This is a genomic window from Paenibacillus sp. 1_12, from assembly GCF_900114475.1.
Classification (GTDB): domain Bacteria; phylum Bacillota; class Bacilli; order Paenibacillales; family NBRC-103111; genus Paenibacillus_S.
On sequence record NZ_FOTE01000009.1, the window covers coordinates 1 to 20,100 of the forward strand.

General features: G+C 47.1%; 19 protein-coding genes and 1 rRNA gene. 7 read left to right on the forward strand and 13 right to left on the reverse strand.

Going from position 1 to position 20,100, the window contains the following annotated elements; translation table 11 throughout:
* From BM210_RS19605 to cls, 8 genes are all read right to left on the reverse strand, one after another.
* Positions 1–297: ribosomal RNA gene (locus BM210_RS19605) — 16S ribosomal RNA — on the reverse strand; the annotation flags it as partial.
* Positions 298–692: 395 nt separating this feature from the next.
* The gene (gene tsaD / locus BM210_RS19610; protein WP_256223835.1) at positions 693–1,757 is read right to left on the reverse strand and encodes a tRNA (adenosine(37)-N6)-threonylcarbamoyltransferase complex transferase subunit TsaD; all 1,065 of its coding nucleotides are present in this window, start codon (positions 1,755–1,757) and stop codon (positions 693–695) included.
* A 1-nt stretch (position 1,758) separates the two neighbouring features.
* Positions 1,759–2,271 carry a ribosomal protein S18-alanine N-acetyltransferase gene (rimI, locus tag BM210_RS19615; protein WP_371263505.1) on the reverse strand — a complete coding sequence of 171 codons (513 nt, stop codon included), beginning with the start codon at positions 2,269–2,271 and terminating at the stop codon, positions 1,759–1,761.
* Positions 2,272–2,274: 3 nt separating this feature from the next.
* Positions 2,275–3,120 carry a tRNA (adenosine(37)-N6)-threonylcarbamoyltransferase complex dimerization subunit type 1 TsaB gene (tsaB, locus tag BM210_RS19620; protein WP_091172528.1) on the reverse strand — a complete coding sequence of 282 codons (846 nt, stop codon included), beginning with the start codon at positions 3,118–3,120 and terminating at the stop codon, positions 2,275–2,277.
* A complete protein-coding gene (gene tsaE / locus BM210_RS19625; protein ID WP_091172530.1) occupies positions 3,117–3,602 on the reverse strand; it encodes a tRNA (adenosine(37)-N6)-threonylcarbamoyltransferase complex ATPase subunit type 1 TsaE in 486 nt (161 codons plus the stop codon). Before tsaE ends, tsaB begins: the two co-directional genes overlap by 4 nt.
* A 6-nt stretch (positions 3,603–3,608) precedes the next feature.
* Positions 3,609–4,649 carry a thiamine-phosphate kinase gene (thiL, locus tag BM210_RS19630; protein WP_091172531.1) on the reverse strand — a complete coding sequence of 347 codons (1,041 nt, stop codon included), beginning with the start codon at positions 4,647–4,649 and terminating at the stop codon, positions 3,609–3,611.
* Between the two features lie 255 nt (positions 4,650–4,904).
* Positions 4,905–5,192, reverse strand: a complete 288-nt coding sequence (locus BM210_RS19635) for a hypothetical protein (RefSeq protein ID WP_256223836.1) — start codon at positions 5,190–5,192, stop codon at positions 4,905–4,907.
* A gap of 170 nt (positions 5,193–5,362) precedes the next feature.
* Positions 5,363–6,841, reverse strand: a complete 1,479-nt coding sequence (cls, locus tag BM210_RS19640) for a cardiolipin synthase (protein WP_091172533.1) — start codon at positions 6,839–6,841, stop codon at positions 5,363–5,365.
* Positions 6,842–7,057: 216 nt separating this feature from the next.
* On the opposite strand from cls, the gene BM210_RS19645 reads away from it, so the two are divergent.
* The 5 genes from BM210_RS19645 to BM210_RS19665 all read left to right on the forward strand — a co-directional run bounded on the left by BM210_RS19645 (position 7,058) and on the right by BM210_RS19665 (position 12,368).
* Positions 7,058–8,674 carry a spore germination protein gene (locus BM210_RS19645; protein ID WP_091172534.1) on the forward strand — a complete coding sequence of 539 codons (1,617 nt, stop codon included), beginning with the start codon at positions 7,058–7,060 and terminating at the stop codon, positions 8,672–8,674.
* Positions 8,671–9,855 (forward strand): Ger(x)C family spore germination protein, encoded by a 1,185-nt coding sequence (locus BM210_RS19650; RefSeq protein ID WP_091172536.1) that lies wholly within the window; start codon positions 8,671–8,673, stop codon positions 9,853–9,855. The genes BM210_RS19645 and BM210_RS19650 overlap by 4 nt, the downstream gene beginning before the upstream one ends.
* Positions 9,848–10,096: a hypothetical protein gene (locus tag BM210_RS19655; RefSeq protein ID WP_091172537.1), complete on the forward strand. Its 249-nt coding sequence runs from the start codon at positions 9,848–9,850 to the stop codon at positions 10,094–10,096. The genes BM210_RS19650 and BM210_RS19655 overlap by 8 nt, the downstream gene beginning before the upstream one ends.
* Positions 10,097–10,120: 24 nt before the next feature.
* Complete coding sequence (locus tag BM210_RS19660) at positions 10,121–11,536, forward strand: GerAB/ArcD/ProY family transporter (protein ID WP_091172539.1); 1,416 nt, start codon at positions 10,121–10,123, stop codon at positions 11,534–11,536.
* A gap of 100 nt (positions 11,537–11,636) precedes the next feature.
* A complete protein-coding gene (locus BM210_RS19665; protein ID WP_091172541.1) occupies positions 11,637–12,368 on the forward strand; it encodes an HAD family hydrolase in 732 nt (243 codons plus the stop codon).
* On the opposite strand, the gene BM210_RS19670 is transcribed toward BM210_RS19665, so the two are convergent.
* Together BM210_RS19670 and BM210_RS19675 are read right to left on the reverse strand one after the other, a co-directional pair.
* Positions 12,356–13,954, reverse strand: coding sequence for a DUF4153 domain-containing protein (locus BM210_RS19670; protein WP_091172542.1), 1,599 nt, complete (start codon positions 13,952–13,954; stop codon positions 12,356–12,358). The two genes, BM210_RS19665 and BM210_RS19670, sit on opposite strands and share 13 nt — an antisense overlap.
* A 26-nt stretch (positions 13,955–13,980) precedes the next feature.
* On the reverse strand, positions 13,981–14,433 hold the full coding sequence (locus BM210_RS19675) for a hypothetical protein (RefSeq protein ID WP_091172544.1): 453 nt from the start codon (positions 14,431–14,433) through the stop codon (positions 13,981–13,983).
* A 189-nt stretch (positions 14,434–14,622) separates the two neighbouring features.
* On the opposite strand from BM210_RS19675, the gene BM210_RS19680 reads away from it, so the two are divergent.
* Positions 14,623–16,437: an ABC transporter substrate-binding protein gene (locus BM210_RS19680; RefSeq protein WP_091172545.1), complete on the forward strand. Its 1,815-nt coding sequence runs from the start codon at positions 14,623–14,625 to the stop codon at positions 16,435–16,437.
* A gap of 168 nt (positions 16,438–16,605) precedes the next feature.
* Positions 16,606–17,514 (forward strand): hypothetical protein, encoded by a 909-nt coding sequence (locus tag BM210_RS19685; RefSeq protein WP_091172547.1) that lies wholly within the window; start codon positions 16,606–16,608, stop codon positions 17,512–17,514.
* Between the two features lie 33 nt (positions 17,515–17,547).
* On the opposite strand, the gene BM210_RS19690 is transcribed toward BM210_RS19685, so the two are convergent.
* The 3 genes from BM210_RS19690 to BM210_RS19700 all read right to left on the reverse strand — a co-directional run bounded on the left by BM210_RS19690 (position 17,548) and on the right by BM210_RS19700 (position 20,098).
* Positions 17,548–19,197 (reverse strand): hypothetical protein, encoded by a 1,650-nt coding sequence (locus BM210_RS19690; RefSeq protein WP_091172549.1) that lies wholly within the window; start codon positions 19,195–19,197, stop codon positions 17,548–17,550.
* Positions 19,198–19,319: 122 nt separating this feature from the next.
* Complete coding sequence (locus BM210_RS19695; RefSeq protein WP_091172550.1) at positions 19,320–19,736, reverse strand: divergent PAP2 family protein; 417 nt, start codon at positions 19,734–19,736, stop codon at positions 19,320–19,322.
* A 5-nt stretch (positions 19,737–19,741) separates the two neighbouring features.
* Entirely contained in the window at positions 19,742–20,098 is a 357-nt protein-coding gene (locus BM210_RS19700) for an SMR family transporter (RefSeq protein ID WP_177237903.1), read from the reverse strand.
* Between the last annotated feature and the right edge of the window lie 2 nt (positions 20,099–20,100).

Here is a 20,100-nt window from a genome sequence, read left to right on the forward strand (position 1 = left end):
CAGGTCGGCTACGCATCGTCGCCTTGGTGAGCCGTTACCTCACCAACTAGCTAATGCGCCGCAGGCCCATCTACAGGTCACAGATTGCTCCGTGTTTCTTGATCTCAACATGCGTCAAAATCACTTATCCGGTCTTAGCTACCGTTTCCGGTAGTTATCCCGATCCTGTAGGCAGGTTGCCTACGTGTTACTCACCCGTCCGCCGCTAACTGTTCCCGAAGGAACAATCCGCTCGACTTGCATGTATTAGGCACGCCGCCAGCGTTCGTCCTGAGCCAGGATCAAACTCTCCATTAAGGTAGAACTTGAATTGCACTCATTCGTCTTGCTGGCGAGAATTCGCATTCTCTTGTACTGCTATTTTACTCACTCGTTGATTCAGTTTTCAAAGGACAATCATTTATATTTTTCGATCATTTTCGACAACCTGTCAAAAGCGACCTGATCAATATACCACATTCATTCAATCAATTGCAAGCATTATTTTTTAACACTTTTGATTTTATGAACATTTTCGTCTTCTTCAAAGCTTCCAAATTTCGACTGCCTCAGAAGCGACAAGAAGTAATATAACAAATCCCGATACAGAATGCAAGCACTAATTTCATTTTAATTTTGGCGATCAAGAAAAACCAGATTTAGACTGCAAAAAAGCCGCCCTACTCATAAGCAGGACGGCTCGAAGACGCAAATTATACGGACCACTCTTCAAGACTAAGCAAAGGCTCAGCTTTGAAATCCAATGATGTAAACTGACCACGCTGAAACTTCAAGAATGCAGCAGCTCCAATCATAGCCGCGTTATCCGTACATAAGCCAAGTGGCGGTGTAAGCAACGGCACGTTCGCTTCCGCACAACGCACAGCCAGCTGCTGCCGCAGTCCTTGATTGGCTGCTACTCCTCCTGCTAACAACAGCTGCTTAGCACCGTACGCCTTGACGGCACGCAGTGCTTTTTCTACCAGAACCTCAACAACCGATGCCTGAAAGCCTTTGGCGACAGATCGAGGATCCAGCGGCAATCCTTTCATATTAGCCTGATTTAATGCTGCCAATACAGCTGATTTTAATCCGCTGAAACTAAAATCGTAAGAATCCGGCTCGAGCCAGGCGCGAGGAAGAGGCAGCGCCTCGCCATCTTCCTCGGCAAGACGGTCTATATATGGACCACCGGGGTAAGGAAGCTTTAAAGCTCGCGCCACTTTATCGTACGCTTCACCAGCAGCATCATCACGCGTTTGACCTATAATCTTGAAGCTTCCCTCAGCCTCAATGTAGACAAGCTCCGTATGTCCACCCGATACAACGAGCGAGACCAATGGGTACCGCAGCTCATGAACAAGCTGATTGGCATAAATATGACCGGCAATATGATGAACAGCAATTAAAGGGAGCTCTAATGCATAGGCCAAAGCTTTGGCAGCCACCACGCCAACTAATAAAGCTCCAATAAGCCCGGGTCCCTGCGTAACAGCAATCGCCGAAAGCTCGCTCGGCGCTACACCTGACTTTTCAAAAGCTTCTTCAATGATCCAAGTTATGCTTTCCACATGCTTGCGTGATGCCAGCTCAGGCACAACGCCGCCAAAGCGCTCATGGGTTTCGATTTGACTGGAAACAATATTAGCCTTAATAACCGTACCGTTCTCGACAATAGCTACCGAGGTTTCATCGCAGCTCGTCTCTATGGCTAAAATATATATGGGTTTGTTCGAATCGGAAGAGGACTGATTTGCTTGCATATCGTTGCTATTCATTTTAATTCCCCTGTATGTTATTTGACATGCGCTTGGAATCAGGCAAATCCGCCCACATGATGATTGCATCTTCTTGATTATCTGTGTAGTACCCTCGTCGTACACCTACTCCGTAAAATCCGAGCTTTTCGTATAGTCCTTGGGCTATGCGGTTAGAGGGTCTTACCTCCAGCGTCATACGCGCAGCTCCCAAAAAAACAGCTGTTTTTTGCATCTCCATCAGCAGTCTTTCACCAAGCTTTTTGCCTCTGTGATTTTTACGGACTGCGATATTCGTAATGTGCGCCTCATCGATAATGATCCACATCCCGCCATAACCAAGCACACCTTCATCTGAATCCATCACCATATAACGGGCAAATTGATTGTTCGTTAATTCATTATAAAAAGCAGCAGAAGTCCAAGGTGTTGTGAAGGCTTCCTGCTCGATCTCACAAATAGTCGGGATATCCTCAAGGCACATGGAGCGAAACTCTAGGTTTCTGGGGGCATCTGCGGATTCGTTATGATTCACTTATTATTTCCCCTCCTGTGCTTGAGCTTGCCATTTGACCTCAGCTTCTGTCAGCTGCGTGTAATTGGGAATTAAGCCATGCGGCTCCTGGATATGTCCGTTTTTCCAATGTTGTCGCCCCAAATCAGCCGTATAACGGGCTCTCATTTCATGATGAACGATCTCTGCTCTGCCCGACCAGCTTTCACAAAATTGCTTAATGGTTGCTTCATGCAATCCGGTCTCACCTGTAAAAATAATACGATCCGGTCGCTCAGCCATCCCATTCATATCCATTGCTCTCTCCAGCAGCTCGTCCGACCAGTTAGACATAAGACGAATGCCATCGGTCGCCAAGCAGCTCCATTTATGGTTCGCAGCCTCATAAAGAGCTGTAAAAGCCTGACCTCTCCGAGCCTCAAACATCGGAACCACCCAGACAGTTTCCTGAAGCTCATCTAATTGGGCAAGTGCTGATGCTCCCAAAGTATGAACCTTTACCGTGTTGGACTGAGACTCCATCATCGTATGGACGCCGCCTAATGCCAAAGCTTCCAGACTCGATACGGCTAGCAACACCTTATGATGTGTCCATGCTAAGGTTTTAGCTACGGTAACTCCTATTCTTACACCTGTGTAAGATCCGGGCCCGACTCCAACCGCGAACGCATCCACATCACGAGAATGAAGTCCTGCAGATGCAAGCACCTGCTGAATATGAGGAAGCAAATGTATCGAATGATTGCGTTCTGCATTTGAATTCAGTTCGCCCAGCAGCTCACCGCCGTTCGTTAATGCAACTGACATTGAACTCGTGGAAGTATCTATGGCAAGCAAAGTGCCTTGTAAGATGGTTTGATCGTTATTCATATTAAAACTCCGTTCTCCTTAAGCTGTTCGCACCATTGTTCATAGGAATCCCCGTGTGGGTTCAGCCTGAATAAGCGGGTCTGGTCTCCACAATTCTCGATGGTTACGGACAAACGATCTACAGGCAACAGCTCCTCTATGAGAGAAGACCATTCTATCAATGTTACGCCCGATCCATAGAAATACTCGTCCAATCCGAGATCATCCGCCTCCTCTATTGAAAGACGGTATACATCCATATGATAAAAGGGGAGCTTCTCCCCTTCGTATTCTTTTATAATAGTAAAAGTAGGGCTGTTCACAATACCATGTACGCCAAGAGCTTTGGCGACCGCTTGAGCGAATGCGGTTTTGCCTGCACCCAGATCACCGTCGAGTGTAACTACAGTGCCGGGTATAAAGCAGGATGTAAGAGAATCCGCAAGATATACGGTTTGCTCGAGACCAACTGATTGATAGGAATAAGAGCGCGTTGATGGCATACAAGGTCAATCCTTTCGAAAATGATTGTAGCCTTTTTTCTCAATCGGAACGACATATCCGCTGCTTTGCACAAGACGCACTCCGCTATCTTCCGCATTCACATAGCCGATAATATATAGCGAATGCCCGGCTTCCCTGAATTTAATTTGCATTTCAATTGCATGCTCAGCCTGCATCGTACCGATAAGCTTGTAGTCTTCACCGCCGTAAAGAATATAATGGAGCGGATCTTTTTCTGCTTTCTCGGCATAAGCCATCAGCTCATCCGCAATCGGAATGCGATCCTCAATCAAGTCGATCCCCACACCGGATGCCTGGGCAATTTCCCAAGCCTCGCTGGCAAGTCCATCGCTCACATCGTTCAAAGCCCCACAAACTTTAGACTGCTGCAAGAGCTGCCCTATTTCAATCTGAGGCTCAGGCCGGCAATGAGCCGCTATCAAACGAGCTTCTGCTGAGTCCTTGTCAATATTAGGCCACTGTTCAAATGGCAGTGCTTGCTGCAGCAGGTAATCCAGACCCGCGGCAGAGCAGCCAAGTTCGCCTGTTGCGAACAAAACATCACCTGTTTTGGCCGATGAGCGGAGCAATGCCTGACCCTCGGAAACTTCACCGATCACGGTAACAGTCAGAGTCAGCCCACCGATACATGAGGTTGTGTCACCCCCGACAATGACGACACTCCAACGATTGGCACATTCATATAGACCTTGATAAATAGCTTCCAATTTATGCAGTGGCGTTTCCTGTGGTATGCTGAGTGCAACCAGCGCATAGCGCGGTATCGCCCCCATTGCCCCTATATCGCTAATCGCTGCAGCCATGGCTTTATAGCCCACATCGCTGTCACGCATCGTATTCGGTTGAAAATGAATGGATTCAGTCATCGTATCGCAGGTCATTACAAGCTGGCATCCGGGAGCTAAATACGCGACTGCCGCATCGTCTCCGATACCTTTATCGACCCCGCTAGCCTGCTGAAAAGCAGCCGACTGTTTTCCTTCTGTCAAACGCCTTATAAGTGCAAATTCGTCCAAAGAACTCAACGTTTAGCCGCCTCCGTATAGGTTTCCCCCTATTATATCCCTCTCCATCAAAGGTGGCAACAAAGAGGTGTGCCCCTCCCCATAAAGGGAGGGACACAGAGAGCATGGCTACTTCGATTCCCGTGTAGTGAGTGATGATCGTAATGTGTTCGAAGCGATTTCGTCCCGGACGGACGAGCGCTGACGCGGACGCGCCCGATTCTTGTGGAGAAGTTCTGTTGGGTTGAATACGGATATGAATATACCTAATAAGGCTTAACTCGTCTCTTCTTTATGATTAAGGACAGATTCAAGATACGTCATCGTATCCGTAGTCGATTCTCCAATGTGACCGTTGCTCAATGTGACATTACCACCGCCTAATCCCTCGTTGACCATCCGATCGATATCCATGAAATAATCCTCACGGCCCTGAGCATCTACGCTTGTACCTGGTGAGGCTGAGCTCATTGATGAAGCGTCAGCTTCGGTTCGTGCCTTTGTGATTTCATTGTTCGGTTTTTTTGCTTCGGATTCGTTCGTTTCTGAATAGGAATTGCTCATTGGTTAACCTCCCTGGAGTTTACGTTTCTGATGGACTACCCAGCTTCAATGTGGATGGAAGAAACCACACTGCCATACAGCGTGCCGCATCGATCCAACTGCTTGAACACGCTCTTTTTAGCATGTCCATTCAACTCCTGCTACCATTCATTTCGCCACGGACAACGCCCTTAAAAAAGCGGTGAGAGCAATCGGGCTGCGATTTCTTTAGTTCGATGCCAGCGGGAACGACGTTGGAAGTCCTCTAGTACCAACTCGGTGCTGTTCCGTAAGTCTGCGTCACAATCAGCTTCAAGGCGGCCAATCGTCTTTTTGTCGAATAATAAAGCATTTAATTCAAAATTGCTGTAAAAGCTGCGGAGATCTACGTTGGCACTGCCAACAGAAGCAAAGTTGTCATCAATGATCAAAATTTTGGCATGCAAAAAACCTTTTTGGTACACGTAGATCCGGACTCCCGCCTCCAGCAGTTCCCCGAAATAGGAGTTGGCCGCATAGTTAACAGCAGGGGAATCCGATTTCAACGGATATATAATTTTCACATCCAGACCGCTGATCGCTGCTGTTTTCAAAGCCATTCGCAAACTCGGATCCGGTATAAAATAGGGAGTAACCAGAATAATCCGTTGCTTCGCACAAGTAATGGCTCCAAAATACAGCTGTAAAATATGCTGCTGCTCCGTGTCCGGACCACTGCTTATGATCTGAACAGAGCTACTTCCACATATCTGAAGATCGGGGTACAAGCCCTCATTAACTTTATTAATATCGTTAACATCCACCACATGCTTACCGCTCACAAACATCCAATCCTTCAAAAAAATAGACTGCAGGGTATGTACAACAGAGCCAACAAGCTCTACATGTGTGTCTCTCCAAAAACCGAGCTTTGGGTTACCACCCATATACTCCGCCCCAATGTTAAGCCCTCCCACATAACCCTTGTATCCATCAATGACCAGTATTCTGCGATGATTACGGTAGTTCATCCGTTTATCGAAGAAAGCAATCAAAGGCTTCAGAAAGAAATAAACCTCCACCCCGCTCTGGCGCAGCTGATCGATAAACCGATGCTTCAACTGATAACTGCCAACCCCGTCAAATATACAGCGCACATGAACACCTTGCCTCGCTTTTCGAGTCAATAGCTCCAGAAAGGTCAGACCTATAGCATCGTTTCGGAAGGTATAGATTTCAAGATGGATATGCCGCTTTGCACCTTCTATTGCCTCCAGCATCGCTGGATAGGCTTCGTCTGCATTAGTCAGAACCTTGACTATGTTATTGCTTGAACGCGGAGCATCCGTTATTTGGTCGAGCAGTTCATCCAAACGTGCCGTCGTAGACAGCACATCAGGCTTTACCTGTGGAATAGGCTCGTGTTTCCTGTTATTTATCGCTACAGCAGATGACGAATCTTCATAACCTGCTGTAGCCAGTAAAGTTTCGTAATTATGCTCATGCTGCCGAACCTTTTGTCTTCGTGAATATTCTGTAGCCAAAAAATAATACATAATAAATCCGATGATGGGGAACACAAACAAAATAAATAGCCATGCGACGGTCTTGGCGGGTTTACGGTACTCCATCAACAATATGGCTAATATTTGAATAATAAATATCAATAGTGCCGTCACCAGCCATGCCATTGTATCGCCCCCCTTTTACTCATGTAATCAGCCTTTATCTTTCGTCCTCTAGCTTTGACCTATCGTGAAGGCGCTATACAACAGGATCAAGGGGCGCAGAGAAGTTAGATCAAATTTTTCAGGGGAACAGACATAAAATTTTCAATTTAAGGCAACCTACACGGGAGACGCTCCGCCAATAGCTGGCAGCATAGGAAACTCAAGGAGGTCGTCACCATGTTACGTAGGCGTAAAGAAAGCAAGTCCAACAAACAACAGGAAGACAAGCTGCAACGTTTCGATTATCAATTTATTGACGAGTTAAAATCTGTACCCATCTTCGTAACGCTTGAGGAAAATAAAAACTATTTGACGCATTTGTTCGAGGACTGCTCGGATTTTGTCGTTCGGGAGTTCACTATTGAAGGCGGCATCGCGGCAATTATTGTTTTCGTGGATGGCATGGTCAATACCCAATTTGCCAATGAGGCTATGAAATCGCTCATGATCCTTGAAGGACGGGAGCAGTTGATCGATGCCATCGTTGAAGCCACGCTGCCCATTAGCCAAACACAGAAAACAGATAACTATTCAGATATGCTCCTCTCTATATTGAGCGGTGATGCCGGATTGATCGTTGAAGGTAACAATCAGGCACTGCTCATGGGTATTCGTGGCATGGAGAAGCGTTCTATTAACGAACCGGAGACGGAATCCGTCATTCGCGGTCCTCGTGAAGGTTTTGTGGAAAATATTCGCACCAATACGTCGATGATCCGGCGCAAGCTGAAAACTCCACATTTGAAAATGAAGCCCATGACAATCGGGAGAGAAAGCAACACCAGTATTGTTATTACTTATCTGAACGATATTGCTGATCCAGAGATTGTCAAAGAAGTGGTTCGCAGGCTGGAGAAGATAGATATTGATGCGGTACTTGAATCCGGCTATATCGAAGAATTTATTCAGGATTCAGCTTTTTCTCCTTTTCCTCAGATTCAATATACGGAACGCCCAGATACGGTCGCTGCAGCTTTATTGCAAGGTAAAGTTGGTATTATCGTCGATGGAACGCCGTTCGTTCTGTTAGTGCCCTTCGTCTTTACCGATATTTTGCAATCGAATGAGGATTACTACGAACGGTTCCAGATTTCATCTTTGATTCGAATCCTGCGTTATCTATTAATGCTTCTCTCATTATTAACGCCAGGGTTATATGTGGCAATCACCACATTTCATCAGGATTTGCTGCCAACTACCTTACTTCTGTCCGTAGCTGCTGCTAGAGAAGCCATCCCGTTTCCTGCTGTCGTGGAGGCGCTAATTATGGAGGTCACATTCGAAGGGCTGCGTGAGGCAGGCATCCGACTTCCCAAAACCATCGGCTCTGCCGTCAGTATTTTGGGAGCATTAGTCGTGGGTCAAGCGGCTGTGCAAGCGGGGATTGTTTCCGCACCCATGGTCATTGTGGTGTCGCTAACAGGAATCGCTTCTTTCACAATCCCCCGCTTTAATGGAGCTATTGCGATTCGGATGCTGCGCTTTCCGATCATCATCGCCGCATCCATATTCGGAATGTTTGGCATCTTGATAACGGTACTAATCATTATCGGTCACGCAGCTAATTTGCGCTCGTTTGGGATTCCTTATCTGTCACCACTCGGTCCCTTGTCCGTCAACGACTTGAAGGATACCGCTATTCGTCCTCCCATGTGGCTTAATAAGCTTCGACCCAACTTTATGCCAGTTCAGGATTCTGTCCGTTTGGGAGACGAGCTGCCTAAAGAAATCATCGAGCAAAGCGGGCAAAAGGGGGAAACTATCCGTCACGATAAGAAGGAGGATACGCTATGAGAAAGCGTAGTACCATCTTACTTCTGCTAATGCTTGCTTCGACCTTACTTTCGGGTTGCTGGGACCGTACGGAAATAAATGACGTTGCCTTCATCCTGATTTCAGCTATCGATTTGGAGAAGGACGGCAAACTGCGTTACACCGTTATGGTGCCACTGCCTGGACAAATGGGAGGAGCAACTGGAGGTGGCGGAGGTGGCGGTTCCGGAGGTGGCAAGAGCTACTACATTGATTCCGAGGTCGGCAATACATACCGTGAATGCCATATGAAGCTACAAGGACGGATGTCTCGGCGGATGTTCTTAGCGCATCGAAGAACCATTCTAGTCGGGGAAGAAATGGCACGAAAAGGGATCCGCGATCTATTCGACACTGTCCCGCGAAGCCCGGAGAGCCGGATGACCACTTACCTCGTTGTCACTCAGGGAAAAGCTTACGATATGTTGCAGTCGACACCCAAATTCGAGCATTTCCCCTCCGAGGCTATACGTGAATTGATAAAATCCAAGTCTGTTATGGATATCAATTTCAAAGATTTTGGGATTGCCTTGAGCTTACGAGGTGCCGATCCTGTCGCCGTGTATATGGATGTGAAAAACTCGGAAAAGGGTATTGAACCTTCCAAGGAGGTCTCTCTCAAAGGCTACGCGCAATTCCGTAAAGATAAAATGGTCGGCACGCTGGAGGATGATGCCGCACTGGGCCTCGGTATCCTTAATGGACAGAAAATGATCAGCCACTCCATTGCACTTCAGGCAGGGGATGGTCAGTTCATGTCTGCACGGATCTTTGAAGCGTCAACGACTATCGATACGCTGCTAGTCGATCAACAGCTGCAATTTAAGATAGGTGTAAAAATAAAAGCTACGCTCATGGAGGATTCGACTCACTATGATCTGAGTCAAACGGAAAAGAGTCTCAATGTAGAAGCTGACATCTCCAAGCGCATCAAGCATGCTCTACAGGAGCTAATCGATGCATCCATCAAAAATAAAGCCGATTCCGGTCAGTTTGGATCTGCTGTTTGGAGAACGTATCCCGCTGCATGGAAGTCACAATTCGAGAATGACTGGCCTCAAGGACTGAAGGACGCCAAATTTGATATTCAGGTCCAAAGCAGCCTGGTGGATACGGGGCTTATTTACGATAATGTAACGAGGGAGCGTCTTACAAATGAATAGCCTGTTTCTTACAGTGGTTTTTATTTTGCTGATGGCCAATCTGCTGTTGAACCTGAAAAAGATGCGTAAGCAGCCATTGACGCTTAGATGGCTGTGCCGTATCGCATACGCCGTATCGACAAGCCTGATTATATGTACCGTACTTCATATTGAGATTCCGATGCCAACCCGTTTTTTTGTTAACCATGTATCGCCCTGGGTGTTCTCTCTGCTCGAAATACCAGCGGCCACATTTAAATAGAAATTTACAAAGGCAGATGAGCTGATGGATTCTAAACAAATTATTAATTACCGCCAATTCGCATGGTTGACCGCTGCCATATTAACAGGAGGCGGACTCGTCAGTATCCAGCAAATATTGGTCCGGGTTGGGCACTCCGACGCGTGGTCGGCTTACATGATTCCCATGCTGTATGCTCTTGTGGTTGCTGCTTTGTTCGGTATGCTGGTCAAACGTTTTCCCAATAAACATATATTTGAAATTAACAAAATCGTCTTTGGCTCTGTGATCGGAACCATCGCAAATTTGGTGCTGCTCTTTCACCTGTGGCTTATTCTGACACGTGATTTATCATCGTTTGGCAAATTTGTCGGGATCACACTGCTGCCAAATACACCTGGGGAAATCATCATCCTTCTATTGGTACTGCTGCTGATATCATTTGGGAATACAAGTATTGAGGTATTGGCCCGAGTGAATGATCTGTTTTTCCCTGCTTTTGTGGTGATCACACTGCTGACACCGCTTGCCCTCTCCAATGAAATGGACTTGCGGTTAGTCCAACCTATACTCACCCGTTCTTGGAGTTCTATTTTTTCTATTAATGTGCTGACGCTTGGCTGGTATGGGGATATCTTTGTCATGGGCGCCTTTTTGCACACATTATGGGGCTCCCAGCACGTCCGCTCAGCCATCCGCCATGGTGCCCTTCTGGCGACTCTCATGATCAGTTTGTTCATCCTGCTCGAAATTGTGGTTCTAGGCTCAACCATCCCTGGAAATCTAGTCTACCCCAACTACAGTCTGATTCAGCAGATTCATATTAGCGACTTTCTGGACCGGATGGATTTGATCATTCTGAGCATTTGGTTCCCGGTTACTGCCTGTGCCGTGCTCATTATTTATTTAGCCTTTCAGATCGGAGTTGCCAGCTTGGTGAGCCAACGTGATTACAGCACGATTAACACGCCAATCGCTTTATTAGTCCTAATAACGACCGTGCTCGCTTTTAAAAGCACCACAGAGGTTTTCAGCTTCGGCAACTTCAGCTCTCCCGTCATTATGCTCAGCTATCAACCTGTCTTATTTGTGATGCTTGGGCTGTTATCCCTGCGCCACCCGATTCCACAGCCAAAGACGAATAAGCAGCCAGAAGACGAGAAGGCTAGTACATCCAAGGACAATGAGGCAGCACAATCATCCAAGACTTCCAAGCCAGCATCTCCATTACAACCAAAACCCTTTCAAGGCTGGGAGCAATGGACCCATCTTTTGCTGACTATTAGCTTGGCAGCCTTAATCATCGGGCTTTGGAAGGGCAATGGGTGGGCAAGCCTTGGCCTTGTCTGTGGATGCATTTATGGGCTATGCTCCATCCTGCTCGTATATACCTCTTATATGGAGACGCATTCGCTTCAGCAAAAGTTGACCAGCTCGCCACAGAGCACAAGCCAGCAATAAACACATATCATTGCGACACTCGCTCCAGGAGGACATACTGAGGATAGGATTTTCCCTGAAGCCGTGATATAATCTGCATAAAAAATAACGGAGACAGCCTATGACAAAGCAAACGATATTATTTGATCTGGATGATACATTAATTCACTGCAATAAATACTTTGATCTGGTCGTCGAGCAGTTCGCGGATTTAATGGAGATGTATTTTCATACCTACCATGTCCCAACCAGTGAAATCAAAAAAAAACAGGCGGAGGCTGATCTGGACCGTGTGATGCGGCTCGGCTTTGACCCTAATCATTTTCCCGAATCGTTCGTTGAAACTTATGACTATTTTTCCGACTTGACCGGACGACCGAAAAATTCCGACGAAATTGCCCGATTGACTGAAGTCGGCAAGACCGTATACGGTCACAGCATTGAGCCGTATCCAGGTATGAAAGAGACATTAACCGAGCTGGAATCCGAAGGACACGAGCTTCATCTCTATACAGGCGGCGACCAAATGATTCAGATGCGCAAAGTAACAGAAGCCGATTTGGTACGTTTTTTCGGTAACAATATTCATATCACCCGCCACAAAACGGACGAATATTTGGAGCAGCTGATTATTGAGAAGCAGTTTGATCGCAAATCGACCTGGATGATTGGCAATTCGCTTCGCACCGATGTTACTCCCGCTCTAAAAGCAGGTCTGAACACGATCTTCATGCCAGCCCTTCAGGAATGGATCTATAATAACGTCGATGTTGACACCGAGCCGCAGGGGGCCTTCTTCACATTAGCCTCACTATATGAAATACCGGCCGCGATCCGCAGCTATCTCGAATAATTTTCCAATGGTTCCAATGGGATACCCTGCAGCGCTCTATCAGCCTTCCAAACGGATAAATTGAAAGACACCCATGACGTCTCTCCGTGCAGCGGAAGGCGTCTTTTCATCATTTGGATTGCTTTATTCGTTCCATCCAGTTCGGGGTGCTTCTTTTTCAATTCTATTAAATAAGGCACGGCATCGAAGCTTAGAGAACTCAGATAATCGGTATCGATACTGCCAACGGCCTCAAAGCGATTGATATTGTTGGAAGCTACGATGGCATCCACCTGCATATAATTAACGATCAAATACGCGGCCAGCGCCAGAATCGCATACGGCTTCATCAGTTGGAGACGATCCTTCCACAGCTTCACTAATGCAATTGCAAACAATATAGACAGGAATACGATAAATACATCGACCAACAACCGCGTCTCCGAAAAACCATAAGCTTCCTCATACATGAACATCCGCATAAATGCTGAACAAAGCATAACGCCAGTACAACCGATCAGTACAGCCAACAGCAACCGCAGGAATATGTCCATCGAGCGTACGGAACGGTCCGTCCCATGCAATGTGATCATGAGCAGCGTGAAATTAATGACCGTTACGACAACCAGCTCAGCAAAGCCGCGGTGAGCATAGTCCGCATAGGTCATTTCAGCAGGAAGCGCAGTCACACCTCCTCCAAAAAAATAAGAAAACTGTACCACAGCAAACAAAACATACATGGTGTTCAAAATCAGCAGCATCGTTATCGTCACCGTTGCGTCCATACGGACTTTCTTCCTGGGTACAGCAGGTATGTTAGCAGAAGACGGATTAACAAATTCAGAGAGATCCGCTTTACCTTCTGATGCTTGAGCCTCGTAACCCCAAAGCTCTACCTCAGGTTTATGTCTTTTCTCCAGCGGATACAATAAGCCCCATATATAAGCGAACAGCACGGTTGCTATGAAACCTATCCATATGATCCTGAATATCGTTTCACCTAAATGAACATCGCCCAGAAGCTCCGGAAGCTGAGACAGCAGACGATCAAACATCGTATCCGCTGAAGCCAGCAGCGCTCCGACAAGCAGAACAAGCGGCAGGGAAATGACGATCCCGATGAGTATTTTCCACATTCGCTGCGAGCGTCCGGTTTGGATTCGGTCCTTGATGCAACGAATCAGTACGACAGCGGGCCGTGGTACATGGCGCATCGTATGTACGAGCAGCTGCTCCAGCACAGCGACCACCATACTCGCATCGTACCAGCGAATAGCAGGCCGCCGCAGCGTCCATGTCGTATGCACAAAGATTAGGCAAGGAATTGCTAACGCATTCAGCACCATGAACAAAGTATTGGAAAATACCGCATACGTTAATGAGAGCAGAGCTATCGGTATAAGCAGCATGAAGGAAGCATCCAGACGCAGCACGATTTTCTCTCTCAAAGCCCAGTAGTAATATATATAAAAAACAGCGATAAATAAGGGATAAGAAACGCCCCATTCTTGATCATAAAACAAGAGATGATGAATACAACCGCAGACGAGAGCGCCTATGAGCAGCAGGGCTTGCTGTTTGCTTCGTTGTTCGTCGAATATCAGCATGTACTTTATACCTCCGACTATTTATTTTAATGCAGCCAATAGGTTCCAAACCCGTTAACTTTCTCTTTAATCTGGCTGATGTACCTACTCGCAAATGAATGGATATACGTACGCTCTTCGAGAGTCAGCAAGCTCTCTTCATCTTCTATTACCGTCCTAAGAGACAATTTCAGTAGGGGATGGAAGGATTCCGCCGTGATCTCCAAGGCAGCTTTCACTACCTCCTCCTCGGGAGCAAGCAGCCAATCGTTAATCGTTTCTTTCTGCGCCGATACAGCTTGTAGAGTACCATTCAGCTGTTGGACTTGAGAAGTGGCTTGTTGTTTTTCTATTTGTACATGCATACCTGCATAAAACAGCACAGTCTGCGCGGTCGTCCTCACATTTTCCAATTCCAGGGCTTGCTCTGCTTCCATTACAAACTGCTCAATCCACTGCATGTGTAAAGTAAAGCCTTCTGTGGTTCTCATGGTTTTCATTATTATCCCTCCATTAATAGCCCAGTCCGTGAGCATAGCTCTATTGTAGACGTAAAAACAGGAATAAAAAGGGCAACTTTCGAAATGTAATTTTCCTGTTTTTCCGATTCAGGTTAGGTTATGCTTAATCCTATAAGAATTGCCCTACACAGTGCGGGGCGATACTCTGTATTTAGATGAGGTGATAGCATGAAACTGGCAAGTCATTATGTACGTTTGCGGGAAAAGCTGCCTTATGCTAAAGAGCATCAGGAGCAGGAAATCATGCTCGATGAGATCGCAGCGATTCTGGATTGTACGCATCGGAATGTAACTATGATAATGCAAAAGATGGACAAGCAGGGTTGGCTGCGATGGACGCCAAGAAAAGGTCGCGGCAATCGTTCCTTGTTACAGTTTCTGACACCTGTGGAGGAGGTCGTGCTGTTCTTGGCCAAAGAGCTGGTCGAGCGCAAAGACCTTCGTGGCGCCTTGGAGCAAATGAATATTTCTTCGATACCCGATTCACTGAAGGAGAACTTTCACAGCTGGCTAAACGGCTATTTTGGTTATAGCAGTGAGCTGCGGGACAGTAAAAGGTTTGATACGCTGCGGTTTCCTTTGACGCAACCGATCCAATCGCTTGACCCCGCTTTTACAAATTTTTCAGCTGAGTCGCATCTCGTCAACCAGTTGTTTGACAGCTTGGTAAGCTACAATCGGCTGACGCAAACGGTTGAGCCTCATTTGGCCCATGCATGGGAAGCCAACAAGACGAGAACGGCATGGACTTTTTATGTGCGCAAAGGGGTCCGCTTTCATCATGGCAAGGAGCTGGCTGCCGAGGATATTGCATTCACGCTGGAGCGTTTAAAGCTCTCTTCTGCACGTTCCTTATATCGCTGGGTGTTTCAGCAAATCGAACGGATCGAAATCATGGATCCTTTGACCTTAACGATCCATTTGACTGAGCCTAATGAGCTGTTTCCTCAATTTATGAGTACGAACCGTGCTGCTATTATTCCTTCCAATGCTTATCGGGAAGGAGAATCCGCTTTTGCCCTGGCGCCTATTGGTACCGGGCCGTTTAAGCTCAACTTTCACGATGCGTCGATGTCGATTCTCGATGCTTTTCCTGATTATTTTCAGGGGAGAGCGCATCTGGATAGGGTCGAGCTGTGGCATGTACCCGATATGCAGGAGCAGCAGAAGGATCAGCTTCGAACATTGGAAAGCTTTCAGATTATTCATAATTACCGGATGCCGGATTCCAAAGAAAACGATTATATGCAAGTACAGCAGCAGGGCACTACCTGCAAATTCGTTACCTTCAATTTATTGAAGCAGGGTCCTCTCAAGGACCCGGCGATTCGGGAGGCGGTATACGAGGCGTTTGATCAAGCCAAGCTGCTGAACCTCATTGACGGCGATGCGATCTATGCGGCAGACAGCTTCATCCGCCATACACCTGTCCACCCCATCGAAACGGAGCTGGAGCACGTACGTGCGAAGATTAAGAAATCGGGATACGAAGGGGAGCGCCTTGTACTCTGCACTATCCCCCATTACGAGCGGGATGCGTTGCTTGTGCAAAGCCTATTGCGTGAGGCAGGCTTAAACATTGAGGTGGTACTGCTTCCGGTTGAGGAATTCAAGGGGGATCGGCGTCTTCAGGCCGATCTGCTGCTGTTCTCCATCATGCTTGATAATGATGCCGAGCTGCGGCTGATTGATTTGTACAAAAGCATGCAGCATCATTTGGAACCCGCCTGCAAGGCTGCCGTTGAGCAGTTCATTCGTGCCGCGCTCCGCGAGCCGCAGCGCGACGGGCGTGCAGGGCTGCTGCACAGCATCGAGCGGCGCCTGCATGATGAGCATGTGCTCCAGCTGCTTTATTTTAAAAGACTCAAGACGGCCTTCCATTCCTCGGTCAAAGGGATTACTCTCGATTCTCTCGACTGGGTGCAGTTTAAGAATATTTGGTTCAAGCCTCATAGCGACAGACAGGGTGTACAGGACTTATGATCCATGAAAATTTTGTCGAAAATTACGCAGCAAGGACTATTTAAGCCACTTCCGGAGTCAACTATAATAAGAGCAGGTTGCCAAAAATAGGAAATGGGAGTGATCCCTGTCAGCTTCGATACAACTGACTGATTGAAATGAACAACTATGAATCGAAGGAGAATGAGCTTGAATTTCATCAACCGAAGCAGTGCCCGTATTCTGATCAATTATGTAATTGTTACGGTATTGCTCTTATCCGTGGTCTCTGCGGCGTGTGAGGCTGCACCGCTGCGTTCCAATCAAATGAAAGCCACATGGCTGTGGGATACATCATTGATCAGCACTTTGGAGAACCGGCAAGCTGTCCTCAAATTTGCTAAGGAACAGTCGGTCGGCCGCATTTATTTACAAGTGAATCCAGACGCAGCCAAAAGCACCTATCGCGCCTTTATCCAAGCAGCAGCAAAAGCAGGGATTCAAATTCACGCTTTGGACGGCGCTCCGAATTGGATACATTCTGATCAACATCAGCAAATCCTCAACATGGTTAAATGGGTAAAGGACTATAATGCAAGTGTTCTAAAGGATGAACGATTTACCGGAATCCAAGTCGATATTGAACCTTATGTACTACCGGAATGGCATGACGAGCGGGATGTAACAGTGATCAATTGGATAAACGCTATGACATTATTTACAAAGGAAGTCAAACAAGACTCCACTTTAACCGCCAGTGCCGCCCTCCCCTTCTGGCTTCAACTCATATCGGTTCCCGATGACAGCAGCCTCAGGCTGAATGAGAAGCTATTCAATCTGCTTGATGAAGTAACACTGATGTCCTACCGGGATCAAGCGCAAGCTCTTATAGAGATTACCGCTGCAGATGTAGCTTTAGCTGACCGTCTGAATAAAAAGGTTTTTGTCGGTGTCGAAACAAATCCTTCTTCGGAGGCAGCTTTTGTATCCTTTTACGAAGAGGGCCGGGCAGCTATGAATAAACAATTAACTTTAGTGGATGCTGCATTGAAGGGCCATCCCTCATACGCTGGTATAGCCATTCATGATTATACAGGCTGGAAAAATCTGAAGCCTTAGCAGTCTGATCCATCAAATACCATCACCTTGAAATTAGGGGTGCTTGCAAATCGATGTTCCTGAATGCGTTAATGTCAGCTTGTCCTCGCATTGCAGCGGGCTTTCCTCGACAAATGCGATACCAAGCTTGGTGAGTCTTTCCCGATTTGACCAGCTGTACGTAAAATCGGCCTTAACCGGCTCTTGAGTATTCTGAATTGTGGTTAACTGCTCGCGAAGCGTCTGGTTCCACGTATATTGGTAATACGTATAGGTACTGCCTACGATTACCGTATTAATGGTAATGACCGCTATTAAGAGCCAGCTTACCCCCGCTACTACCCGGTTACCTTTTATACTAAAGCCAAGCCACACACAAATGAGTGGAATGAACCAAAACTGCGGTACGTAGCGGGCCCACCATGCAACCGGATTAACAAAAGCCGAGATAGCCAGTATACCGATCAACCCAATTGCAGCCAGCGCAGCTCCTTTACGATAGTGATATCCAAGCGCCAGCAGCACGAGGGAGAGCAGCAGCACCCCACTAAATAGCGGACCAAAGCCCGAGACTGCCGCGTCCGGTGCACTCAAGGCAACCAACTCACGCTTCGAGAACGTAAAAGGCAGCTTGATCTGTGTAGGCGTCTTCTCCAAGGTATTTTCCGCCATAACGGAAAAGTAAGAATTCACGGCCTGCTCGAAACGATTCATCGACTCCAGATTTCGCGGAATGAAGTCTTCGACCACATCAACCGCCCCAGCACCCGCCAATGGATAGAGCGGATTCCCCTTCGTAAGGGTATTGGTGACATAAGGATTATAACCTATGAGAAACACGCCAAGCAGTCCGCCTACTGCCGCAACTTTAAATAGCTGCTTCAAACGCCCGAACTGCTCACTCATGTATAAAGCCACCAGCAGCCCGATAGTCAACACACCTGCATAAGCAATCCCAGTAAACTTAATATTCATTGCAAAAATCATCAGAGCCGAATAAGCGCTCAATAACAGCCACCCCGGTCTAGTAAAGATCAGGCATGCCAAAGCCACTAAGCATAAAAGAACCGAAGCTAACAATCCATCGACATAATAACTGAACACTTGATACACGCTGACCGGATTCAACGCAAGCAATGCGGCAACGATAACAGCACGTTTAGTTTGATCCGGTCTCAACGCAAGCAGCGCTGACATACTGAGCAGGAAGGAGGCAACAATCATCAAGAGGTTAAATACTTTGCTATGTTCAATCAATCCGGTTGCTGTATAGATGACGGCCGAAGCGATCTCAGATGCCCGACCATAGTGGTTGATCCACAGGGAATGTCCGGTCGATACGTTCAATGCCTCGTCATACACAGGGTTCCAGCCGTTTGCAAGATAAATAACCGACTCCTGATGATAAGCTTGCCCATCATAGGATAGATCATAAAAGCTGCCGCTTATCCAAAAGCATAAGGCGAATAGTACAACAGAAACAGCCAGCGCTTCCCCACACAGACGACCTGGACGCTCCACCTGTAGCATCTTCGCTGCCATCCACGACATACCGACAGACAATGCCGCAACAAGCCAAATGTGCAAACCCGTTATAGAAATACCGAACATGAATAACAGCGAAGGCACGATCAAGGAGCCCGCCGTTACTGTCAATAGCGTCATTCCGCTAACCATACTTATTGCTACCATCCGATTTTTCATATACTTTCCACCTCACCGTTTTATCTCCTGTCATTGTCATACTGAACATCCAATGTGCGTGATCTGGTGCTTTCATACAGCTGAAGCTTTATACATCAGGTCTTTAACAAGATGATTTCAAATCACAGCAAGCTCGAAGCTGCCCAAGCGAGCAGCAATCCAACCGCCAAACCTCCCGTGTTCTCCATGCGTGTATGCCCCTGCTTTTCCCGTAAATGTACCTTTCCTTCCGCTAATGTGTTAATCCACCGAGCATTCTCACCAACAGCACGGCGAATGCCAACAGCATCAATCATCACAATATAGGTAATTGCCGCAGCCAGACCGAATAACGGGGTACCCCAGCCCTGCTCAAAGCCGATGAATAATGTGATCGAGGAAATCACCGAGGTATGGGTACTAGGAAATCCTCCATTACCGATATGCTGTCTGGCATCAGCACCATAACGAATCCGATTTATCACATATTTCAGTGTGCCGGAGCATATCCAAGCAGCGAATGGTAAAAGCGGATACAGATACCCTGCATCTAAACTCATCAATATCAACCTCCTGAACGGGCTATCAATGCAACACCACCCAAAATAACCGCTGCCCCGAGCCATTTTTGCATCGATATCGTTTCTTGAAACAACCAGATGCTCATCAGCATCACGAAGACATAACCTAAGCTAACCATCGGATATGCCGTGCTTAACGGAAACTTCCTTAACGCAAGCAGCCAGCATATCGAGCTGAGAGCATAGCTCCCCAAGCCTGCTGCAACAGGCCACGCACGAAGCAAGCCCAACCCTGTTACTGTAGTCGTGTCACCCACCTTCAACGATTCTATCCCCCACTTCATCAACACTTGTCCCACAGCCCCCAACACAATGGAGGCTATCAACACTATGTAATTCATAC

Excerpts from the sequence above, each read along its gene's own strand:
- tsaD (WP_256223835.1), bottom strand. The coding sequence starts at position 1,757 with ATGAATAGCAACGATATGCAAGCAAATCAGTCCTCTTCCGATTCGAAC.
- tsaB (WP_091172528.1), bottom strand. The coding sequence starts at position 3,120 with ATGAATAACGATCAAACCATCTTACAAGGCACTTTGCTTGCCATAGAT.
- tsaE (WP_091172530.1), bottom strand. The coding sequence starts at position 3,602 with ATGCCATCAACGCGCTCTTATTCCTATCAATCAGTTGGTCTCGAGCAA.
- BM210_RS19635 (WP_256223836.1), bottom strand. The coding sequence starts at position 5,192 with ATGAGCAATTCCTATTCAGAAACGAACGAATCCGAAGCAAAAAAACCG.
- cls (WP_091172533.1), bottom strand. The coding sequence starts at position 6,841 with ATGGCATGGCTGGTGACGGCACTATTGATATTTATTATTCAAATATTA.
- BM210_RS19645 (WP_091172534.1), top strand. The coding sequence starts at position 7,058 with ATGTTACGTAGGCGTAAAGAAAGCAAGTCCAACAAACAACAGGAAGAC.
- BM210_RS19650 (WP_091172536.1), top strand. The coding sequence starts at position 8,671 with ATGAGAAAGCGTAGTACCATCTTACTTCTGCTAATGCTTGCTTCGACC.
- BM210_RS19655 (WP_091172537.1), top strand. The coding sequence starts at position 9,848 with ATGAATAGCCTGTTTCTTACAGTGGTTTTTATTTTGCTGATGGCCAAT.
- BM210_RS19660 (WP_091172539.1), top strand. The coding sequence starts at position 10,121 with ATGGATTCTAAACAAATTATTAATTACCGCCAATTCGCATGGTTGACC.
- BM210_RS19665 (WP_091172541.1), top strand. The coding sequence starts at position 11,637 with ATGACAAAGCAAACGATATTATTTGATCTGGATGATACATTAATTCAC.
- BM210_RS19670 (WP_091172542.1), bottom strand. The coding sequence starts at position 13,954 with ATGCTGATATTCGACGAACAACGAAGCAAACAGCAAGCCCTGCTGCTC.
- BM210_RS19675 (WP_091172544.1), bottom strand. The coding sequence starts at position 14,433 with ATGAAAACCATGAGAACCACAGAAGGCTTTACTTTACACATGCAGTGG.
- BM210_RS19680 (WP_091172545.1), top strand. The coding sequence starts at position 14,623 with ATGAAACTGGCAAGTCATTATGTACGTTTGCGGGAAAAGCTGCCTTAT.
- BM210_RS19690 (WP_091172549.1), bottom strand. The coding sequence starts at position 19,197 with ATGAAAAATCGGATGGTAGCAATAAGTATGGTTAGCGGAATGACGCTA.
- BM210_RS19695 (WP_091172550.1), bottom strand. The coding sequence starts at position 19,736 with ATGAGTTTAGATGCAGGGTATCTGTATCCGCTTTTACCATTCGCTGCT.
- BM210_RS19700 (WP_177237903.1), bottom strand. The coding sequence starts at position 20,098 with ATGAATTACATAGTGTTGATAGCCTCCATTGTGTTGGGGGCTGTGGGA.